Origin of the sequence: Bacillus sp. AR8-1 (assembly GCF_008042345.1) — a bacterium.
In the GTDB taxonomy this organism is placed as follows: domain Bacteria; phylum Bacillota; class Bacilli; order Bacillales; family Bacillaceae_G; genus Bacillus_A; species Bacillus_A cereus.
In genome coordinates, this window is record NZ_QNUB01000055.1 from 11,998 (window position 1) to 30,368 (window position 18,371).

Below are 18,371 nucleotides of genomic sequence, written 5' to 3' on the forward strand. Positions count from 1 at the left end.
AATTTTATAAAGGTGGGGTTTTTGTGAATCTCGTTCAATCTTTGGCTGAAACGGCAAAAAAGAAGGGGGAAAAACCGGCTTATATATTTATGGATCAGTCGGTCTCATATGACCAATTAAACAAAATGGTCACAAGGTTTTCTAGCAATTTAGCAGAAATGGGCATTGGAAAAGGGGACAATGTCGCATTAGTTGTTGGGAACTCACCACATTTTTTGGTCGGTTTATACGGAACAATGAAAGCTGGAGCAACTGTTATTCCAGTTAATCCAATTTATACAGCAGACGAAATGCATTATATTTTACAAAATGGAGATGTAAAAACAATCATCGTACTCGACGTCCTTCTACCTGTTATACAATCTCTTACAACAAGACTTCCTTCATTAGAAAACATCATCATATGCGAAACCTCATCAGATTTTAACCATACAGAAACCGAAAAAATGAAAACGTTTACTAGTTTTGTGGGGACTGGAGATACAACTTACGAAGGTCCTGAACTAGATGAAGAAGATGTAGCGGTTATTCTATACACATCGGGCACAACTGGAAAACCGAAAGGCGCTATGTTAACACATAAAAATTTATATAGTAATGCGAATGATGTTGCGTCTTATTTACAATTTACTGCTGACGATCGCGTCGTTGCGGCACTGCCTATGTTCCATGTATTCTGTTTAACAGTTGCGGTAAATGCACCGATTGTGAACGGGGCAACGATTTTAATGTTACCGAAATTTAGTCCGAAAGAAGTATTCCGTATTTGTCGCACGTACGAGCCAACGATCTTTGCTGGCGTACCGACGATGTACAATTATTTATATTTATTTGAAGAAGCAAGCGCAGAAGATGTGAAGACGCTTCGTCTTTGTATTTCCGGTGGTGCATCGATGCCTGTTGCTCTTCTGCAAAACTTTGAAAAACGTTTTAACGTTATTGTTTCAGAAGGATACGGTTTATCAGAAGCATCACCAGTTACTTGTTTCAATCCGCTAGATCGTCCTCGTAAACCAGGGTCGATTGGCACAAATATTTGGCATGTAGAAAATAAAATTGTAAATGAACTTGGGGAAGAAGTACCTGTCGGCGCAGTCGGTGAATTAATTGTTCGCGGACCTAACGTTATGAAAGGATACTATAATGCACCAGAAGATACAGCTGCGACATTGAAAGACGGCTGGCTATATACAGGTGACTTGGCGAAAATGGATGAAGAAGGTTACTTCTATATTGTGGATCGTAAAAAAGATATCGTCTTAGTTGGCGGTTATAACGTATACCCTCGTGAAGTAGAAGAAGTATTATATACGCACGAATCAGTAGCGGAAGTTGTTGTAATCGGTGTTCCTGATGAAAACTTAGGAGAAGCAGTGCGAGCTTACGTCGTTCTGAAACAAACGAACGTAACAGAAGAAGAACTAATGCATTACTGTACGTTACATTTAGCGAAATATAAAGTGCCGAAAAGCATTGAGTTTTTAATAGAACTACCGAAGAATACGACTGGTAAGTTGTTAAGAAGAGCATTGAGAGAGAAAGCGATGCAAGTGTAAAAATGAGGCAACCATCTTTGAAGGTGGTTGCCTCATTTTTTTGTGCATTGATTAAGCTGTGGTGCCATATATTTAAAGCTTCATATGACCAACAAGGAGGAGATATACATAGAACAGAAGGGATTAACGCTTACGGCGAGTGCAATATCTTATTTGTGAAATTATGGATGAACTCTGAAAATGATAAGAACGGTAATTTTAATCAAAATGGAGTAATGAACCGTGAATCAATGGCTACGGTGTTAGTAAATGCATATAAATTAGAATGGAATGAAAATAGTAAGTTACCAAAAGAATTTGCTGATTTGAAAAATCATTGGGCTCGAAGTATGCCAATATTTTAGTTTAGTAAGAAAATTCAAATTCCAAGTTGACACATATGAATTACAGAATTAAAATGAAAAGAAATCGAATACAATACATTAGAAGCTAATCAGATAAACTGAAGGCGCACAATGTTCACATTTGTGAATATATTGTGTGCCTTTTTCTATTGTATAAACTAAGGGGGCTTAACGATGAAAAAGTGGGGTAAGACAGCGTTTATGAAAAGTACAGGTGTTTTATTATCAGCAGTTGTACTTTTATCAGGGTGTGGTTCGGCAACATCCACTAGTAATTCTGAAGGAAGTGGAGATAAAAAAACAGTTGAGCTTTTAAATGTTTCTTATGATCCAACGAGGGAGTTATATCAAGATTTCAATAAAGATTTTGCGAAGTATTGGAAAGAGAAGCATGGGCAAACAGTAAATGTAAAACAATCACACGGGGGATCTGGAAGTCAAGCACGCTCTGTTATTGATGGCTTAGAAGCAGACGTTGTTACACTAGCACTTGCTTATGATATTGATGCGATTAGTAAGAAAAAACAACTAGCAGAAGATTGGCAGAAGCGACTTGCGAATAATTCCACTCCATACACGTCAACAATTGTATTTCTTGTTCGAAAAGGAAACCCGAAAGGAATTAAAGACTGGGATGATTTAACGAAAAAAGGTGTGTCTGTCATTACACCAAATCCAAAAACATCAGGCGGAGCACGTTGGAACTACTTAGCGGCGTGGGGATACGCATTGAAAAAATATAATAATAGTGAAGATAAGGCGAAAGAGTTTGTTAGCCAAATTTATAAAAACGTAGAAGTATTAGATTCAGGAGCGCGCGGAGCAACGACAACATTTGTTGAAAAAGGAATTGGTGACGTATTAATCGCATGGGAAAATGAAGCGTTATTATCTCAAAAAGAGCTTGGAAAAGATAAATTTGAAATTGTAACCCCTTCTATTAGTGTACTTGCAGAACCACCAGTAGCGGTTGTAGATAAAGTCGTTGATAAAAAAGGAACGAAAAAAGTAGCAGAAGGGTATCTTGAATATTTGTACTCAGAAAAAGGACAGGAAATTGCGGCGAAAAACTTTTATCGTCCGCGCAATAAAAAAGTAGCAGAAAAATACGCATCCCAATTTCCGAAAGTTCAATTATTTACAGTAGATGAACTATTTGGTGGCTGGAAAAAAGCACAAGAAAAACACTTTAATGACGGCGGCGTATTCGATAAAATTTATCAAAAATAATGCACTGCTAAAGGGGGATGAGGTGAAAGAGGATGAGGAAGAAGCGTGTTTTACCAGGGTTTGGATTATCGCTTGGATTTACAATGTTGTACATGAGTTTATTCGTACTTATACCACTTTCTATCGTATTTATTCAAACTTCACAGTTAGGTTGGAAGAAGTTCGCTGGGGTTATAACGAACGAGCGTGTGTTGCATTCCTATCAAGTTAGTTTTACAACTTCATTTGCAGCTGCTATTGTAAATGCCATTTTCGGTTTATTAATAGCTTGGGTGCTCGTACGCTACAAATTTCCAGGGAAACGACTATTAGACGGACTCATTGATTTACCGTTTGCACTTCCGACAGCTGTAGCTGGTATTACACTTACAACGCTTTATGCGGAAAATGGATGGATTGGAAAAATATTTAGTCTGTTTCACATAAAAGTAGCTTTTACACCACTCGGAATTATCGTTGCGCTTACTTTTATCGGTTTACCATTTGTCGTTCGAATGGTGCAACCAGTGCTGCAAAATATTGATAAAGAAGTAGAAGAGGCAGCTTCGAGTTTAGGTGCATCCCGCTTGCAAATATTTGTGAAAATCATTTTACCAGAGATCTTTCCCGCTCTTCTTGCAGGTTTTTCACTCGCATTTGCAAGAGCATTAGGAGAATACGGATCTGTCGTTTTCATCGCAGGTAATATGCCGATGAAAACAGAAATTGCACCACTGATGATTATGACGAAACTAGAACAATATGATTATGCGGGGGCAACAGCTGTAGCGACCGTGATGCTTATTATTTCTCTCCTTTTCCTTCTTCTTATTAATATGATTCAAAGCTGGAGTAGAAGGCATGAACTAAAAAGTGAATAGGAGGAGAGAAAATGGAACCAACATTATTAGAAAAGAAAATAGTAAAAAGCGTATCAGCTAAAAAAGAATCTAAGCTTGTACCAGGCGTATTAATTACGATTACAGTTTTATTTTTATCTCTCTTTCTATTACTGCCACTCATAACTATTTTTCTAAAAGCCTTTGAAAGAGGGATGGATGTATACATTGCCGCTATTACAGATCAAGAAGCATTTTCAGCAATTAGATTAACGCTTCTCGTTGCGTTAATCGTTGTGCCGCTTAATACGATATTTGGGGTAGCGGCCGCATGGCTTATTACAAAGTTTCAGTTTAAAGGAAAACAAGTATTACTCTCTCTTATTGAACTGCCGTTTGCTGTGTCACCAGTTATCGCAGGATTAGTATTCGTTTTACTTTTCACACCGAGGGGTGCTCTTGGCGAATGGTTACTTGAACATGGAGTGAAACTCATTTTCTCTGTACCAGGCATTATTATCGCAACAATCTTTGTAACCTTCCCGTTCGTTGCACGTGAATTAATTCCCATTATGCAGGCGCAAGGGAAAAGTGAAGAAGAGGCAGCTTTATCACTTGGCGCAAGTGGCTGGAAAATGTTTTGGCGCGTTACGCTTCCAAATATAAAATGGGGTCTTTTATACGGCATGATTCTATGTAATGCCCGTGCTATCGGTGAGTTTGGAGCCGTTTCTGTCGTATCAGGTCACGTGCGTGGTATTACGAATACGATGCCGCTTCATATTGAAATTTTGTACAATGAATATCAATTTTCAGCAGCATTTGCAGTAGCGACGTTAATGTCATTAATTGCAGTGTTTACACTCGTTATAAAAAACTGGATTGAATGGCGAATGGAAAAACGACAATAAGGGGGATTACGGTGAGTATTCAAATTCAAGGTGTATCAAAGCAATATGGTACATTTCAAGCACTAACAGACATTCATTTGGATATTCCAAAAGGTGAACTTGTGGCCTTATTAGGCCCATCAGGTTCTGGGAAAACGACGTTATTACGCATTATTGCAGGATTAGAAGAAGCGGATGGAGGCTCTGTTTCATTTGATGGGGAAGATTTAACAGACATTCACGTAAAAAACAGGCAAGTCGGTTTCGTCTTTCAGCACTATGCGCTCTTTAAGCATATGAATGTATTTGAGAATGTCGCTTTCGGTTTAAAAGTAAGAAAGAAAAGCTTAAGACCGTCAGCAGAAGCGATAGAAGAAAAGGTAACAGAATTATTAAAGCTCGTAAAAATGGATGGCTTTGCTAAACGTTATCCAGCGCAATTATCTGGTGGACAACGTCAACGTATTGCACTAGCCCGGGCACTTGCAGTCGAACCGAAAATTTTATTACTTGATGAACCGTTCGGTGCACTCGATGCAAAGGTGAGAAAAGAATTACGAAGATGGCTCCGAAAATTACATGACGAATTTCAAATTACGAGCGTATTCGTAACGCATGATCAAGAAGAAGCGTTAGACGTTGCAGACCGCATCGTTGTAATGAATGAAGGCTGCATTGAACAAATGGGAACACCGGAAGAAGTATATGAAAACCCAGCAAGTCCGTTTGTATATGACTTTTTAGGAAATGTAAATTTATTTCACGGCCGCGTTCATAAAGGAAAGCTAAATGTAGGATCGGTCGAACTAGAAGCACCAGAGCATAAGCACGTTTCCAACGTAGACGGAATAGCCTACGTAAGACCGCATGACTTATCAATCTCTCGTACGAAACAAAGCGTAGATGCAATCCCGGCAAAAGTATCTTATTCTCACGCAGTCGGACCTGTCGTATATGTAGAATTAAAACGAGACGAAACAGATGAATATTTAGAAGCAGAAATTACGAAAGAACAGTTCAAACAGCTGAACATTCAAGCGGGTGATTTCGTATACGTACAGCCGAAAGAAGTGAAAGTGTTTATTCCGGAGGATTTTGTAATTTAAATAAAAACCGAACCGTCATCTAAGTGGCGGTTCGGTTTTCTTTATTTTTTCTCTACCAATTTTTTATTCTTCCAATCTAGTGTAAACGATTTGTTAAATGTTTTTTGATCAACGTCTTTTACGTTGTTTCCAACCCAGTTTGCAGTTCCGAATGTGAAGCCTGGACGAAGTTGGTAGTCGTCGGTGTGTTTTGTATAAGCGACTTGTAAGTTAGATTGATCTGTATTTTTTTCAGAGATAACAACAGCAATCATACCAGGAGAGAAACCGCTATTTGTTAGTGCTGGAAGTTGATCCATCGGTATTAAATTACCTTTTGCATCAGATTCATATAAGTATGTGCGAGAGTACATGAACAGTTGGTTTCCATATAAAGAATGATAGGAGTCACGTGTGTAAATACCCCAGTTTTGATTGTTATATCCGTTAAAGAATACGTTCCACTTTACGTTTTTGTTTGTTTGGTCAATTAAATTTGTTTTATAACTAGTTTGTTTATAGCTTACAGAGTCAGACCAAGTGACTTGACCAGTTGCACCAGCTTCACCGCTAGGGCCATTAGGCGTTACAGAAGCTTTAACAGAGCCACCAAGTTGATAAGATACGCTAGATGTTACAGTCGTTTCTTCTACAGCATTTGTAGGTGCTACGTTAAAGAAACGAGCGCTGTTATCTTGAAGGTTAAATGCAACATCATATTGTGAAGGATAGCGTAATGTTGCACTAGCGCCAGGGATTGGGTAGTTATCAATAGGTGCATCACTTATAGTAGGATTTGCTTTTAGAAAACTACCAGTTGTATTAATAACGGCAATCTGTTTATCAGCGCTTGGGTCATCGATAAAAGTTACCTTTAAAGACATTGTCATATTATCAGCTTGATCATTATTAAATGTATTATAGCTCGTATGTGTTTTTGCATTTTGCCCGATATCTGTTACAACTTGTGACGTCGTTTGAGCGTAAGCAGCAGGTGTTGAAAGAGTTACAGCGCTACTAGCAAAAACAGCGGATAATGCTAAACATTTTAAATATGTTTTAGAACGTTTCATACAATCACTTCCTTTTATTTTTGTCGATATATGTCGTATTACATTTATATCGTAACATGAAAATAAAACGGAATTGATGGTTATGCATAATTGCATAGATGAGTTTTGAAGGATAAAGATAATAGAATTTTATCCAACACGTAAGACTCAAAAATGTCCATTACAGCCGTTCTTAAAAATTTTAAGACAATATGTTTATCAATGTTCTTATTCTGAAGATTGAAGCGCTTAATATTTACGTTATAAGTGCATAACAAGTTATAATAAAAGAAATCAATAAGGAGGCTGGCTGTGAAGAATCTTCGTTATCTCAATATATTTACCATATTAATTATATACACACTACTTATGTTTTATATCGGCTGGAACGGATGGGTTTGGCTTCATGCGGTATTTGGCTGGGAATCTTGGGGATATTATGCTTTCATAGTCGCATTTATTTCATATGCGTACATTCTCGTGCAAGTGTTTAAGTCTCTGCCATTTCTGCGAACGATAGGTTCGATTTGGTTTGCGGTTATACAATATGCGCTTATGTTGTTGCCATTAGCTGATATTATGGTCTTTCTTTTACAGTTTTCAGTAGAGAAAGAAGCGGCAATTATTTGGATAGGGACGGCTGTGATAGCTGCATTTATCTTTATCTTTGCGTATGGAGTATTTAATGCGTATAGTCCAGTAGTAAGAAAATACGAAGTGCACATACCGAAAAAGGTAGAGGGGCGTAAAAGTTTACGTATTGCGATGGCTTCTGATATGCATTTCGGTAAACTGTCTGGCGTTTCGCATTTGAAAAGACTTGTTCGTCATGTAAATGAAATGGAACCTGATATTATTTTACTGCCAGGTGATATTATCGATGATCATCCAGGAGTATTCATTCAAAAAAACATGGGTCATATTATGAAACAAATGAAAGCTCCATTAGGCGTATATGGTGTTTTAGGAAACCATGAATACTACGGCAGAGCGGTTCCAGAGTTTTTACAAGAGATGGATAAGATTGATATTCGTATTCTTTTAGATGAAGTGCTTACAATTGAAGATGACTTTTATCTCGTTGGAAGAAGAGATAAAACAGAGCGAGATCGCCAAAGCTTTGAAAAACTTATGAGTACAGTGGATAAATCCATGCCAGTTATCGCAATGGATCATCAGCCATTTGAGTTGAAACAGGCAGCGGATGCTGGTGTAGACTTATTATTATCCGGTCATACGCACCGCGGACAAATGGCGCCCAATCATATTGTAACGAGAAGAATGTACGAGCTAGACTGGGGATACGCACAAAAAGGCGCGTTCCACGCAATTGTTTCTTCTGGATTTGGATTTTGGGGACCACCGCTTAGACTTGGTAGTAGGTCGGAGATTGTGCAGGTAGAAGTTACGTTTGAATAAGGTTAAATAAAAGGGATTATACATATTAATCATGTATAATCCCTTTTATTTTTTATTTCTCAATCGCGCTCTTTACTTAAATATAATCTCAATTAGTTGTTGTGGATGTGCATTAATTAATCCATGAACAATAATAATTACCCATACCTTACGATAACGCGCCCACAAATATCCAAGGAATAGACCTACGATACCAAGGTTCACAATGACCGTAGCTGTATCAATATCCCAATGACCAGAGCCATGTAATGCGATATGCCAGCTTGCCCATAACAATGATGTAAGAAGAATAGCCGGCCAAGTACCTAGTAATAATTCCAAACGTGTTTGCAACCAAACTCTATAAAAAATCTCTTCAAGTACACTATTTATAAGAAACCCTACAAGTAAAATGGAGATTAAAATCGTGGGTTCCATTTTCATTGAAACAAATGGTGTAGAGAATATAGAAAAGAAGTTGAAGTAACCCCAGATTATAATGACAATAAGTGGTGTAAACCGATACCATCTATTATCCCCTGTTGATTTTACTTGCTTTGGTCGTTCTTTTTCGGGGTTATTTTTATAAAAAAAAAGCAGCATTAATGGAGTGAATAATAATAAAATAATTTTAAATATCATAAACCACAATTGTAATGCCATTCCTTCAAAGTTCGTGGTGAGAAGACAAATCGTGAAGAGGGAGCCACTTAAGAAGAAGATAGCAGTTTGAATTATGATGCGCCTTGGTTCAAATTGTTGAAGGGGATTATAGTTTTTATGATGAAATGGTAGGAAACGGACAAGGAGTATACCGACAATAACAGGGAGCCACTTGTACCAAAAGGGCATCGTGCCCTTATGATCTCCACTGTAACGAATGTTCGTTTCTCCAATCCATATAAGCCAAAAAGATGAAAGCAAAATAATAAGCATAATGATACCGCCAATTAACTTCCCCGCTTTTGGAAAATAACTGTCCATAGTTATCCGACCTTTCATATTATAATTGTAAGTCAGTTTCTAATTGACTTCATTCGCTGCTTTTTTCTTTAGTAAATATGTATTTATAAATCTATTAAAACAAAAAAAGAGGAGTCGTGGAAATATTTTCTTTTTTTGATTAAATTTGATAAGAACAAGAGGACCTGTTTTTTATAAAAATAGAACGTTTATATTCAAATTACAGAATAGTATATTTACGCTTCTTCAAAAAAGAGATAATATAAAAAGACTTTGCTTGAAAAGGGGGATTGTAAGTGATCATATCAGATGTACTATACGGAAAATTTGAAGTGGATGCAGTGCTAGAAGAATTATTTTTAAGTAAGCCTATGCAAAGACTAAAGGGAATTCATCAAGCAGGCGCAAGTTACTTAATGAACGAGAAATGGAATGTAACTCGTTTTGAGCATTCAGTGGGTGTTATGTTATTAGTGAAAAAACTAGGTGGTTCAGTAGAAGAACAGATTGCTGGTTTACTGCATGACGTATCGCATACTGCTTTTTCCCACGTGATTGATTACGTTTTTGATAATGAAGATGAAAGTTACCATGAAGAGATATTTAGTTCTGTTGTGAAAAAATCAGAAATTCCAGCGATCCTTGCGAAGAATGGTTATAACTATGAAGATATTTTATTAGATGATTCGAAGTGGACATTACTAGAAAGGTCAGCACCAGAATTATGCGCAGACCGAGTGGATTATACGTTACGAGATATGTATACATATGGGTATATTTCTTTAGAAGAAGTTCACAGTTTTTTAGAGGATGTCATTGCAGTAGAGGGGAAAATGGTTCTTCAAAGTATTGAAATGGCAGAGTGGTTTACAAAAACGTATTACAAAGATGTAATCGATTTTTTTATGAAGCCAATTAATATTTACGGAAATGAGATGTTAGCGAAAACGTTAAAGTTAGCTCTTCATAAAAAGGTCATTCATGCAGATGATTTTCTCCTTGAAGATGATGAGCTTATTTCGAAATTGCAGCAATGTAATGACCCCGAAGTAGAAGATTTATTAAGCAAAGTTCATCCAAATGTAAAAGTAAAAGAAGATAGAAACGATTATGATCTACATAAGAAAAATAAAGTTCGTCTCATTGATCCGCCGTTACTTCGAGAAGGTGAAGTTGTTCTATCGTCTGTTGTGTCAGAAAACATAAGGAAGATGAGTGGGGTCGCTTATGAAAAAGCGGTGAGAGGGATGTATGTGAAAGTGATTGCGGATTAGCAAAAAGAAGGTATCATCACATAAGATGATACCTTCTTTTTATTCATCCAATATTTCCCATCCATTTCCCCAGTCCTTCATCGCGTCAAAAATAGGACGGAGTGTTTCGCCTTTTTTTGTTAGTGAATATTCCACGTGAGGTGGCATAGTTGAATAGATTTTTCTCTTTATAATATTTTCTTGTTCAAGTTCTTTTAAGCGAAGAGAGAGTGTGCGTGGGCTAATGCCACTTAGACGTCTTTCAAGCTCAGCAAAACGTTTAGGACTATAGAACAAATCTCTTAAAATTAAGAAAGTCCACTTTCCACCTATTACAGACATTGTTTTTTCAATGGGACATTTCAATAAAATTTCATCGTTTTTATTTTCCATATAAACACTCCTTACTATATAAAAGTATAGGTACTATATAAAAAATCAGTACTTTTATAATTAAAGTACTTTCTTTATTATAGTTCTAAAGGAATATATAGGTAAATTACTAATTTTTGAAAGGGGAGTTAGCAAGTGGGTGGGGTGGCTAGTAGAAATTCAGATGTTCAAACAAAAGAGAAATCGGGTATTATCATTTTAATTGCTTTGGCAATAGGATTTATTATGGCAACGTTAGATGTAACAGTAGTAAATGTTGCAGTGGTGAATATTCAAGAAACATTAGGACTGGCATTGTATAGTTCGACATGGATTGTCGACGGATATATTTTATCTTTTGCGGCATTATTATTGGCTGGGGGGTCATTAGCCAATCGATTTGGAGCAAAAAAAATATATATGATTGGTTTAATTATTTTTGTGTTCGCATCTCTTTTATGTGCGATTGCTACAACTGGGAACATTCTTGTTATGGGGCGGGTAATTCAAGGTGTTGGAGCGGCTTTATTTATGCCAAGTTCACTTAGTTTATTAGTAGTATCATTCCCGGATGAAAAGAAGAGAGCTAAAATGTTTGGTATATGGTCGGCAATTGTATCCATTGCTTCTGGTACGGGTCCTTTTATTGGTGGCCTTTTAGTAAATACATTTGGTTGGCGAAGCATTTTTATTATAAACCTTCCAATTGGGATGATTGGTATTGTAGTGGCTTTTGTAATTATTCCAAATGTTTTACCGGAAAAGGAGAAAATAAATGTAGCGAATCATTTAATCGGTATAATTGCAATAACATTATTGGCGTTTACTCTAATTGAAGGTCCAAGTTATGGATGGTCCTCGTCTCAAATTTTAGGAGGAATAGTAGGGACGGTATTAACCGCTATTCTCTTTGTTTATGCAGAACGAAAGTCAAAAAACTCGGTTGTGCCAAGAGTGTTGTTCCAAAACGAGACGTTTACCTCAGCGAATATAGTTGGGTTTCTAATAAACTTTGCTTTATTTGGCGGAATATTTATGTTTGGACTCTTTTTACAAAAAGCATACGGAGCAAGTCCATTTGTAGCAGGATTACAACTATTGCCGATGATGAGTGTATTTGTTATTGGAAATTTATTATTTGCAAAAATGGTGACTAAGTTTGGCTCAAACTTGCTATTATTCATAGCGTTATTTATAGCTAGTATAGGATCTGTATTATTAATGTTTCTAGTGAAAAATGTGAGTTATATAGGAATTGCACTCATTTACAGTGTTGTTAATCTTGGAATCGGTATAGCAGTACCTGCCATGACTACAATTGTAATGAAATCTGCCGGTCGTGAAAATGGCAATATGGCTGGAGCAACTTTAAATGTAAATCGTCAAATTGGTGCATTAGTCGGTATAGCGATTATGGGAATCATTTTAAATGAATCATCGAATTGGTACAGAGGGGCAAGCTATAGTTTTTTAGCTATTGGGCTTTCCTATCTATGTGCAGCATTTTTAGTTTGGAAGTTTGTGGAGAGGGAATAAAAAAAGTAGAGCATCACCCCTAGATGCTCTACTTTTTTACATCACTGATTAAACCAATTCCAAATCTCAATATCTCCAAGAGTCGCATAACGTACGTGCGGGGAGTTTTGTAATTTTAATAACTCTTTCGACGGGCCAGTAATAACAATTCCGTATACTTTTACACCGTTATCTTTTACATACTGATAGCGATTATCTAAGTTCAGCTCTTTTTCATGAGTTCGAGTAGTTTTACTTACAGTTTCTTTATGTTCAGAAAGAATACGCATCATTTCTATTACTTCATCTTCTTTTGTCTTTGGTCGTTTTGCTTCATTATCAGGGAAATTTATATGCTCTCGAAATCCGATAACCTCTCCGCCATGTAGGATAAAATCTTCTTCATTTATTCTTTCTTGTCCTGTGTCTAAAGCGTACCATACAGGAGTTGGCGGCATTTCTTGCGCTTCAAATACGCTATATAAAAGAGATTCTAATTCTTGTAAAGTGTAAGATTTATCGAAAGATATCGCTACTTCTGCAACGGTTCCATCGTCTACCTTCCCAAGAGTACCCCATACCTTTTTTGATACTTCCTTTAAATGGTCTCCTTGCTTTATTTTCGGATGAACAAAGGAAAGTTTTTTTGAATAGGTTTTATTTTCCCAAGATGGATTTGAGACAGTTACAGACGACAAGAAACTACGCGTTGTTACTGTACCGATTGGAATTTCTTTTTTGCCGACCGTTTTAAATAAATCCATTTCATTTTCTGTACGGAAAAAGGGTTTAATCTTTGTGCTGCCTCCAGCGGAACGACTATTTGGCATTGTCGCTTCTAGTGCAAGTGATGGAATCTCAATTACTTCGACTAACTTTTTCATATTATAGAAGTAAAAAGAAGATGAAAAATGACCGATAAAATAGATTGCTATACAAACAGCAAGAACAAAACTAACAGTTTGCCAACGCTGTTTCCATTTTATTTTCCAAAATGGGACATTAAGATTTTGTGGTGGTAGCCTTTTCTTGATCGGTGCACTCTTCGTAAGCAATTCATCCAAATACACTTCACATTCCTCACAAGTCTCTATATGATTTTCTAATTCTTCTTGTTCATCACGTGTGAGTGTTCCTTTTTCGTACTTCTCCCATAGTTTATTAAATGCTGCACAACCCATCTGTATCACTCCTCTATGTTTCTCGCTTCTTTCCGTCCGCGGTGTAATTCAATTTTCACTTTCGCTAATGAGAGACCGGTCATTTCTGCTATTTCTTTATACGAGAATCCGTAGTAATCTCGTAGTAGTAGGACATTTCGTCTTTCGAGCGGAAGAGAAGATAAACTTTCTAACCAACTAGCGATCTCAAATTTTACGAAATATTCATGTTCTGTACTTGGCACGTTTGGTAAATGGAATTCTTCCACTGTAGTTGTGTTATATTTTTTTTCTTTTCGATACCAATCGATAAAGGTGTTGTAGGCTATTGTAAATAACCACGGCCTAATTTCTTCGCCTTTATAATAATCAATATGGACGAGCATGCGGTAAAAGGTTTCCTGCATGAGATCTTCAGCAAAATGAGAATCTCCGGTTAGGGAGAGAAGATAGCGAAATAAATCATGCATATGATCTGAATAAATGTCTTCTAATGATTGTTTGCGTTTCACTAATTTCCCTCCCTTCATACATAACGACGAAATACATATAAAAAAGTTACAATTTTTTATGGAATTATAGTAAAAAACGTCAAGAATTGGATTGCGTTCTCTTTTATCATAATACATATAAGGCGGGTGAACAGAGATGGAAAGCTATGAAACACAAATTCAAAGGTCAATTGATTATATTGAGGAAGATGTAATGGAAAAACAAACGCTGCGTAATTTAGCTCGCATTGCGGGTTTTTCTGAGTCGCATTTTCATCGTGTATTTCAGGCATTAGTAGGTGATACAGTAATGGAGTATGTTCGAAAGAGGAGGTTAGCCCGGGCAGCTTATCAACTTTCTCATACGGATGAAAAAGTTATTGATATCGCATTTGAGCATGGCTTTCAATCTCACGAAACGTTCACGAGAGCCTTTAAAAAATTATTTCAAATGACACCGAGTGAATATCGAAAACAAGAAATCGAAACACCGATGTATTACAGAGTGAATGTAAAGCAAAGAAAATTAAATCCGTATTTAGGGGGCATACAAATGGAATATCGTATTGTAAATAAACCAGAATTTTTAGTGGCGGGTTATGAATTGAAGACGACAAGTAAAGAAGGGAAAAACCATCAAGACATTCCAGTATTTTGGCAAGAATATTTACAAAAAGATCTTGGGACAACAATTCCGAATCGTAAAGATACGAGCCAATGGGTAGAGCTTGGATTATGTACTGATTTTAATTTAGAAACAGGGGACTTCACTTATATTATCGGAATGGAAGTTACAGACTTTGAAAATGTACCAAATGAAATTGCAAAGCGTACTTTCCCGGCAGCAACATATGCAGTATTTACAACGCCGAAAGTTCCTCATGAAGAAATGGTATCGTCTATTCACCAAACTTGGAATGCAGTATTCTCAGAATGGTTCCCGCATTCAGGATATGAACATTGCGGCGTTACGGAGTTTGAACTGTACGATGAGCGTTGCCACGAAGATAAGAGTGAGTTTGCACAAGTAGAGCTTTGGATACCGGTGAAGAAAAAATAATAGGGTAAGAGCGAATCATTGGGAGATGGTTCGCTTTTTCATAAAAGGGGAAATGGGAAAATGTTCAAAAAACTAGAATGTGTATCTATACATACGAAAGATATAGAAAGATCAGTTTCTTTCTATAAAGAAATGGGAATGAAGCAAAACTGGATGATAGAAAGAGAATTAGAAGAAGGGGTTATTTGGACGTTAATAGGATTGAAGTTTCCAGATGAGAAAAGTTCGGAGTTAGTAATAAGCAATCATCCGGATATTAATTTTACGGAAGTCGAAGTATTAGTAGAAGATGTACAACAAACGTATGAAAGTTTAAAAGATAATAAAGATGTAAAATGGATTCGCGAACCATTTCCAACAGAATCAGGACATGTTGCAGTAATGGAAGCACCTGATGAGAATGTGTTTGTGTTAGTAGGGAAATAGCTGAAATATGGAGTGACCTTTCATAGTGAGTTATGAAGGGTTATTTTTAATTTGTATAGTAGTAGAGGAAGTAGGTTAGTATGGTCGGTTTTTGTCGGTAAATCGATATATCTAGAAAATCGCTGATATAATTTGAGTTGCGCCGATATATTCAAAAAATCGCCGATATAATTTCATATACCGCTAAAACACCTCAAAAAAATGATTCACATAATTTCATATACCGCAAAATTCTCCCAGAAAAGAAAAAAAAGACGCCACATAGCGTCTTTCCTACGAACGAAACGGAAACACAAGAATAATCGTCGTTCCTTTTCCGAGTGCACTATCAACGGAAATTGTCCCGTTATGAGCATGAACGAGCTGTTTTGTAATGGCTAGGCCAAGTCCAGTTCCGATGTTGCTTTCTTCTGTGTTTGTTCCGCGGTAATATCGTTCAAATAGAAGTTCTTTCGTTTTTTCATCCATTCCTTTTCCGTCATCTGAAATGGAGAGTGTAAAGGAATTAGCGTTTTGTGATAATTTTACGATGACAGTAGTTGTTTCGTTATTATGTTTTACAGCATTTACTAGTAAGTTTTCGATAATACGCTGGAACCATTTTTCTTCAATGAAATATTGAATTTTATTTGAGCTCGGTACGAATTCAATATTTTGATTTTGAAGTGTTGGATTATTAATAAATTGCAATAACACTTTTTGAACGAACTGATTGATTTCAACGTTTACGTGTTGGGCAGGAAGGCTGTTATTTTTTAATTGATACGTTAAGCTTAAATCATCAATTAATGTCGTCATATATTGAGATTTCTCTTTCATAACACTACCAAATTGCTGAATATCACGATCAGTCCAGTTATATTGATTCGATTCGAGTAATAATGCGTAGCCATATATAGAGCTAAGTGGTGTTTTTAAGTCGTGTGTTAGACCGGTAATCCATTCTTCTCGTGTTTGCTGAAGTACTTGCCTCATCGCATCATTTTTTTTGAGTGTAATAGAAAGGTGTTCTAGTGAACTTGTTACATCTCTAAACAAACGGAATGACCATTTTTCTTTACCAGATCTCCGGAACCTGACAGGTTTTCCTTTTTTACTAATAGGTTCTTCATACTTTCCGCCAGCGATATTTTTAAGCCAGCGCATCGCATGTAATAACGGTTTCCCGAATTTATTACCGTACCAAATAGAAAGAATGACTAAATAAACAAATACGATAAGAAGGATTAATCCGCATCCGATGAGAAACTTCTTAGTAAATACATCTTCAATTTCGTCATCTGGATAGTAGTGATCATTTTTCGCAATCACAACGAGAAGGTTGCCACTATTTGCATCGTAAAAGCTAGACGTGTTTTCTTTATGATTCCACGGTTCTTTTTCATTAAGGGCGATTTGTATTGCTGAAAATGTTTTTTTCTTTCCAGCTGGATAGGCAAAAACCTCTTCGCCATTTTGATTAAATATTTGAAGTGCTGCTTTTTCTTTAGACAGTAACTGTTTTTCTTGATCTGTTAATGTAAACGAATCCATCGTTAAAGAGGAGTGATCCTTTTGAATTGCTGTCAGTAACGCATTGCTTTTTAACATACCACCATAAATAACAAGTACTTTCTTTTCTTCTAATTCAATTTCCCAATATGTAAATTTATAATTACTTTCGATATGATGTTGTATGTATGCGACTAAAGATGTCTTCGTATAAGCATTCGGAACATCATTTGGTGTATTAAAGTGGTAGAGGATTTTTCCGTTTTCATCTACAACTTGGAGCCAATCATTTTTCTCCTTTATTAAATCTTGCACTTCAGATTGTAACGAAATATGCCCATCTTCTGAAGAGATGTATCTTGAAATTGTAAAACTATCAGAATCTGGAATATTAGGTTCGTATAAAGTACTAGTAAGAAGAAAAATTAAATAAGTAAAAGCAGCAACTACAGCGATAAGTAATGTAACTAAAACAAAAACGTGTTGCATGATAAATTGAATAATAAGTCGTTTATTAAAATTCATATCGTCACCCTACTTTGTAACGAACTTATAACCAAGCCCGCGAACGGTTTTTATATATTCTGGTTTACTTGGATCGTGTTCAATTTTTTCACGTAGTTTTCGAATGTGGACCATAACAGTGTTGTCATCGCCATTATAGGCAGGTGCTCCCCAAACTTTTTCGTATATTTCCTCTTTCGAAAATACGTAGTTTGGATTCTCGCAAAAGAAGAGTAGTAGTTGAAAGAGTTGAGCGGAACATTCGACAATGTGCCCATCTACTGTTAGTTCTGCAGAGTGCTGATCAATTTCAAATCTGCCAAATGAAATCGAGTGTGATTTTTGTTCGTGTGGTACGGTTTGTTTCATATGTCTCCGAAGCTGTGCTTTCATACGTGCTACTACTTCTAATGGATTAAAGGGCTTCGTAATATAATCATCCGCACCGTATGAAAATCCGGATATTTTATCTAAATCAGATGCTTTTGCTGATAGGAAGAAAATTGGACAATCTGTTTGTTGGCGAATGATTGGACAAATATCAAAACCGGATTGTCCAGGAAGCATTACATCTAAAATAATTAAATCGTAATTGTTTTGCTTAGTTAGAGATAAAGCTATTTCAGCTGATGTTGCAGTTGTAATATGAGAAAAACCTTCTTTTTCAAGAATGGTAGTTAGTAATTGTAAAATTGCTGTTTCATCATCAACAAGTAAAATATTTGCTTGGTACATAAAAATCCCTCCTAATTTTCTCGAATAT

Annotated in this window: 19 protein-coding genes; 11 read left to right on the forward strand and 8 right to left on the reverse strand. The window is 36.4% G+C overall.

The window, feature by feature from the left end:
* Positions 1–23: 23 nt before the first annotated feature.
* The 6 genes from DN400_RS26320 (at position 24) to DN400_RS26345 (ending at position 5,944) form a co-directional block, all read left to right on the forward strand.
* Positions 24–1,556, forward strand: a complete 1,533-nt coding sequence (locus DN400_RS26320) for a fatty acid--CoA ligase family protein (protein ID WP_147802032.1) — start codon at positions 24–26, stop codon at positions 1,554–1,556.
* Positions 1,557–1,723: 167 nt separating this feature from the next.
* Positions 1,724–1,900: a hypothetical protein gene (locus DN400_RS30200; RefSeq protein WP_001986183.1), complete on the forward strand. Its 177-nt coding sequence runs from the start codon at positions 1,724–1,726 to the stop codon at positions 1,898–1,900.
* 174 nt (positions 1,901–2,074) lie between these two features.
* Positions 2,075–3,130, forward strand: a complete 1,056-nt coding sequence (locus DN400_RS26330; protein ID WP_016513151.1) for a sulfate ABC transporter substrate-binding protein — start codon at positions 2,075–2,077, stop codon at positions 3,128–3,130.
* Between the two features lie 32 nt (positions 3,131–3,162).
* Positions 3,163–3,990 carry a sulfate ABC transporter permease subunit CysT gene (gene cysT, locus DN400_RS26335; RefSeq protein ID WP_001227879.1) on the forward strand — a complete coding sequence of 276 codons (828 nt, stop codon included), beginning with the start codon at positions 3,163–3,165 and terminating at the stop codon, positions 3,988–3,990.
* Between the two features lie 11 nt (positions 3,991–4,001).
* Positions 4,002–4,859: a sulfate ABC transporter permease subunit CysW gene (gene cysW / locus DN400_RS26340; protein WP_061660109.1), complete on the forward strand. Its 858-nt coding sequence runs from the start codon at positions 4,002–4,004 to the stop codon at positions 4,857–4,859.
* 11 nt (positions 4,860–4,870) lie between these two features.
* Positions 4,871–5,944 carry a sulfate/molybdate ABC transporter ATP-binding protein gene (locus DN400_RS26345; RefSeq protein WP_065228442.1) on the forward strand — a complete coding sequence of 358 codons (1,074 nt, stop codon included), beginning with the start codon at positions 4,871–4,873 and terminating at the stop codon, positions 5,942–5,944.
* A 41-nt stretch (positions 5,945–5,985) separates the two neighbouring features.
* Here DN400_RS26345 and cytK2 read toward each other — a convergent pair whose 3' ends face one another.
* Together cytK2 and DN400_RS30205 are read right to left on the reverse strand one after the other, a co-directional pair.
* The gene (gene cytK2, locus DN400_RS26350; protein ID WP_016513148.1) at positions 5,986–6,996 is read right to left on the reverse strand and encodes a beta-channel forming cytolysin CytK2; all 1,011 of its coding nucleotides are present in this window, start codon (positions 6,994–6,996) and stop codon (positions 5,986–5,988) included.
* A gap of 80 nt (positions 6,997–7,076) precedes the next feature.
* Positions 7,077–7,253, reverse strand: a complete 177-nt coding sequence (locus DN400_RS30205; protein WP_071714124.1) for a TetR family transcriptional regulator — start codon at positions 7,251–7,253, stop codon at positions 7,077–7,079.
* 34 nt (positions 7,254–7,287) lie between these two features.
* Between DN400_RS30205 and DN400_RS26360 the strand changes: the two genes are divergently transcribed.
* Entirely contained in the window at positions 7,288–8,394 is a 1,107-nt protein-coding gene (locus DN400_RS26360) for a metallophosphoesterase (RefSeq protein WP_000793741.1), read from the forward strand.
* A gap of 72 nt (positions 8,395–8,466) precedes the next feature.
* Here DN400_RS26360 and DN400_RS26365 read toward each other — a convergent pair whose 3' ends face one another.
* Positions 8,467–9,357, reverse strand: coding sequence for a CPBP family intramembrane glutamic endopeptidase (locus tag DN400_RS26365; RefSeq protein ID WP_065228443.1), 891 nt, complete (start codon positions 9,355–9,357; stop codon positions 8,467–8,469).
* A gap of 275 nt (positions 9,358–9,632) precedes the next feature.
* Between DN400_RS26365 and DN400_RS26370 the strand changes: the two genes are divergently transcribed.
* On the forward strand, positions 9,633–10,610 hold the full coding sequence (locus tag DN400_RS26370; protein ID WP_065228444.1) for an HD domain-containing protein: 978 nt from the start codon (positions 9,633–9,635) through the stop codon (positions 10,608–10,610).
* A gap of 39 nt (positions 10,611–10,649) precedes the next feature.
* Here the strand turns inward: DN400_RS26370 and DN400_RS26375 are convergent, their stop codons facing one another.
* Entirely contained in the window at positions 10,650–10,982 is a 333-nt protein-coding gene (locus tag DN400_RS26375) for a winged helix-turn-helix transcriptional regulator (RefSeq protein ID WP_065228445.1), read from the reverse strand.
* 135 nt (positions 10,983–11,117) lie between these two features.
* Here DN400_RS26375 and DN400_RS26380 point away from each other — a divergent pair, with 135 nt between their 5' ends.
* Positions 11,118–12,497: an MFS transporter gene (locus DN400_RS26380; protein ID WP_065228446.1), complete on the forward strand. Its 1,380-nt coding sequence runs from the start codon at positions 11,118–11,120 to the stop codon at positions 12,495–12,497.
* 41 nt (positions 12,498–12,538) lie between these two features.
* Here DN400_RS26380 and DN400_RS26385 read toward each other — a convergent pair whose 3' ends face one another.
* A complete protein-coding gene (locus tag DN400_RS26385; protein ID WP_065228447.1) occupies positions 12,539–13,657 on the reverse strand; it encodes an anti-sigma factor in 1,119 nt (372 codons plus the stop codon).
* A 5-nt stretch (positions 13,658–13,662) separates the two neighbouring features.
* Complete coding sequence (locus DN400_RS26390) at positions 13,663–14,166, reverse strand: RNA polymerase sigma factor (RefSeq protein ID WP_139062868.1); 504 nt, start codon at positions 14,164–14,166, stop codon at positions 13,663–13,665.
* A 118-nt stretch (positions 14,167–14,284) separates the two neighbouring features.
* On the opposite strand from DN400_RS26390, the gene DN400_RS26395 reads away from it, so the two are divergent.
* Both DN400_RS26395 and DN400_RS26400 read left to right on the forward strand, forming a co-directional pair.
* Entirely contained in the window at positions 14,285–15,187 is a 903-nt protein-coding gene (locus DN400_RS26395; protein ID WP_000446842.1) for an AraC family transcriptional regulator, read from the forward strand.
* A gap of 60 nt (positions 15,188–15,247) precedes the next feature.
* The gene (locus tag DN400_RS26400; RefSeq protein WP_000473644.1) at positions 15,248–15,613 is read left to right on the forward strand and encodes a VOC family protein; all 366 of its coding nucleotides are present in this window, start codon (positions 15,248–15,250) and stop codon (positions 15,611–15,613) included.
* Positions 15,614–15,886: 273 nt separating this feature from the next.
* Here DN400_RS26400 and DN400_RS26405 read toward each other — a convergent pair whose 3' ends face one another.
* A complete protein-coding gene (locus DN400_RS26405) occupies positions 15,887–17,629 on the reverse strand; it encodes a sensor histidine kinase (RefSeq protein WP_065228449.1) in 1,743 nt (580 codons plus the stop codon).
* 9 nt (positions 17,630–17,638) lie between these two features.
* Positions 17,639–18,343, reverse strand: a complete 705-nt coding sequence (locus DN400_RS26410; RefSeq protein ID WP_029442109.1) for a response regulator transcription factor — start codon at positions 18,341–18,343, stop codon at positions 17,639–17,641.
* Positions 18,344–18,371: the final 28 nt, after the last annotated feature.

What these genes read in the sequence shown, in the direction of transcription:
- DN400_RS26405 (WP_065228449.1), bottom strand. Translation starts at nt 17,629, where the DNA reads ATGAATTTTAATAAACGACTTATTATTCAATTTATCATGCAACACGTT.
- DN400_RS30200 (WP_001986183.1), top strand. Translation starts at nt 1,724, where the DNA reads ATGAACTCTGAAAATGATAAGAACGGTAATTTTAATCAAAATGGAGTA.
- cysW (WP_061660109.1), top strand. Translation starts at nt 4,002, where the DNA reads ATGGAACCAACATTATTAGAAAAGAAAATAGTAAAAAGCGTATCAGCT.
- DN400_RS26385 (WP_065228447.1), bottom strand. Translation starts at nt 13,657, where the DNA reads ATGGGTTGTGCAGCATTTAATAAACTATGGGAGAAGTACGAAAAAGGA.
- DN400_RS26410 (WP_029442109.1), bottom strand. Translation starts at nt 18,343, where the DNA reads ATGTACCAAGCAAATATTTTACTTGTTGATGATGAAACAGCAATTTTA.
- DN400_RS26400 (WP_000473644.1), top strand. Translation starts at nt 15,248, where the DNA reads ATGTTCAAAAAACTAGAATGTGTATCTATACATACGAAAGATATAGAA.
- DN400_RS26375 (WP_065228445.1), bottom strand. Translation starts at nt 10,982, where the DNA reads ATGGAAAATAAAAACGATGAAATTTTATTGAAATGTCCCATTGAAAAA.
- cysT (WP_001227879.1), top strand. Translation starts at nt 3,163, where the DNA reads ATGAGGAAGAAGCGTGTTTTACCAGGGTTTGGATTATCGCTTGGATTT.
- cytK2 (WP_016513148.1), bottom strand. Translation starts at nt 6,996, where the DNA reads ATGAAACGTTCTAAAACATATTTAAAATGTTTAGCATTATCCGCTGTT.
- DN400_RS26395 (WP_000446842.1), top strand. Translation starts at nt 14,285, where the DNA reads ATGGAAAGCTATGAAACACAAATTCAAAGGTCAATTGATTATATTGAG.
- DN400_RS26390 (WP_139062868.1), bottom strand. Translation starts at nt 14,166, where the DNA reads ATGAAGGGAGGGAAATTAGTGAAACGCAAACAATCATTAGAAGACATT.
- DN400_RS26365 (WP_065228443.1), bottom strand. Translation starts at nt 9,357, where the DNA reads ATGGACAGTTATTTTCCAAAAGCGGGGAAGTTAATTGGCGGTATCATT.
- DN400_RS26330 (WP_016513151.1), top strand. Translation starts at nt 2,075, where the DNA reads ATGAAAAAGTGGGGTAAGACAGCGTTTATGAAAAGTACAGGTGTTTTA.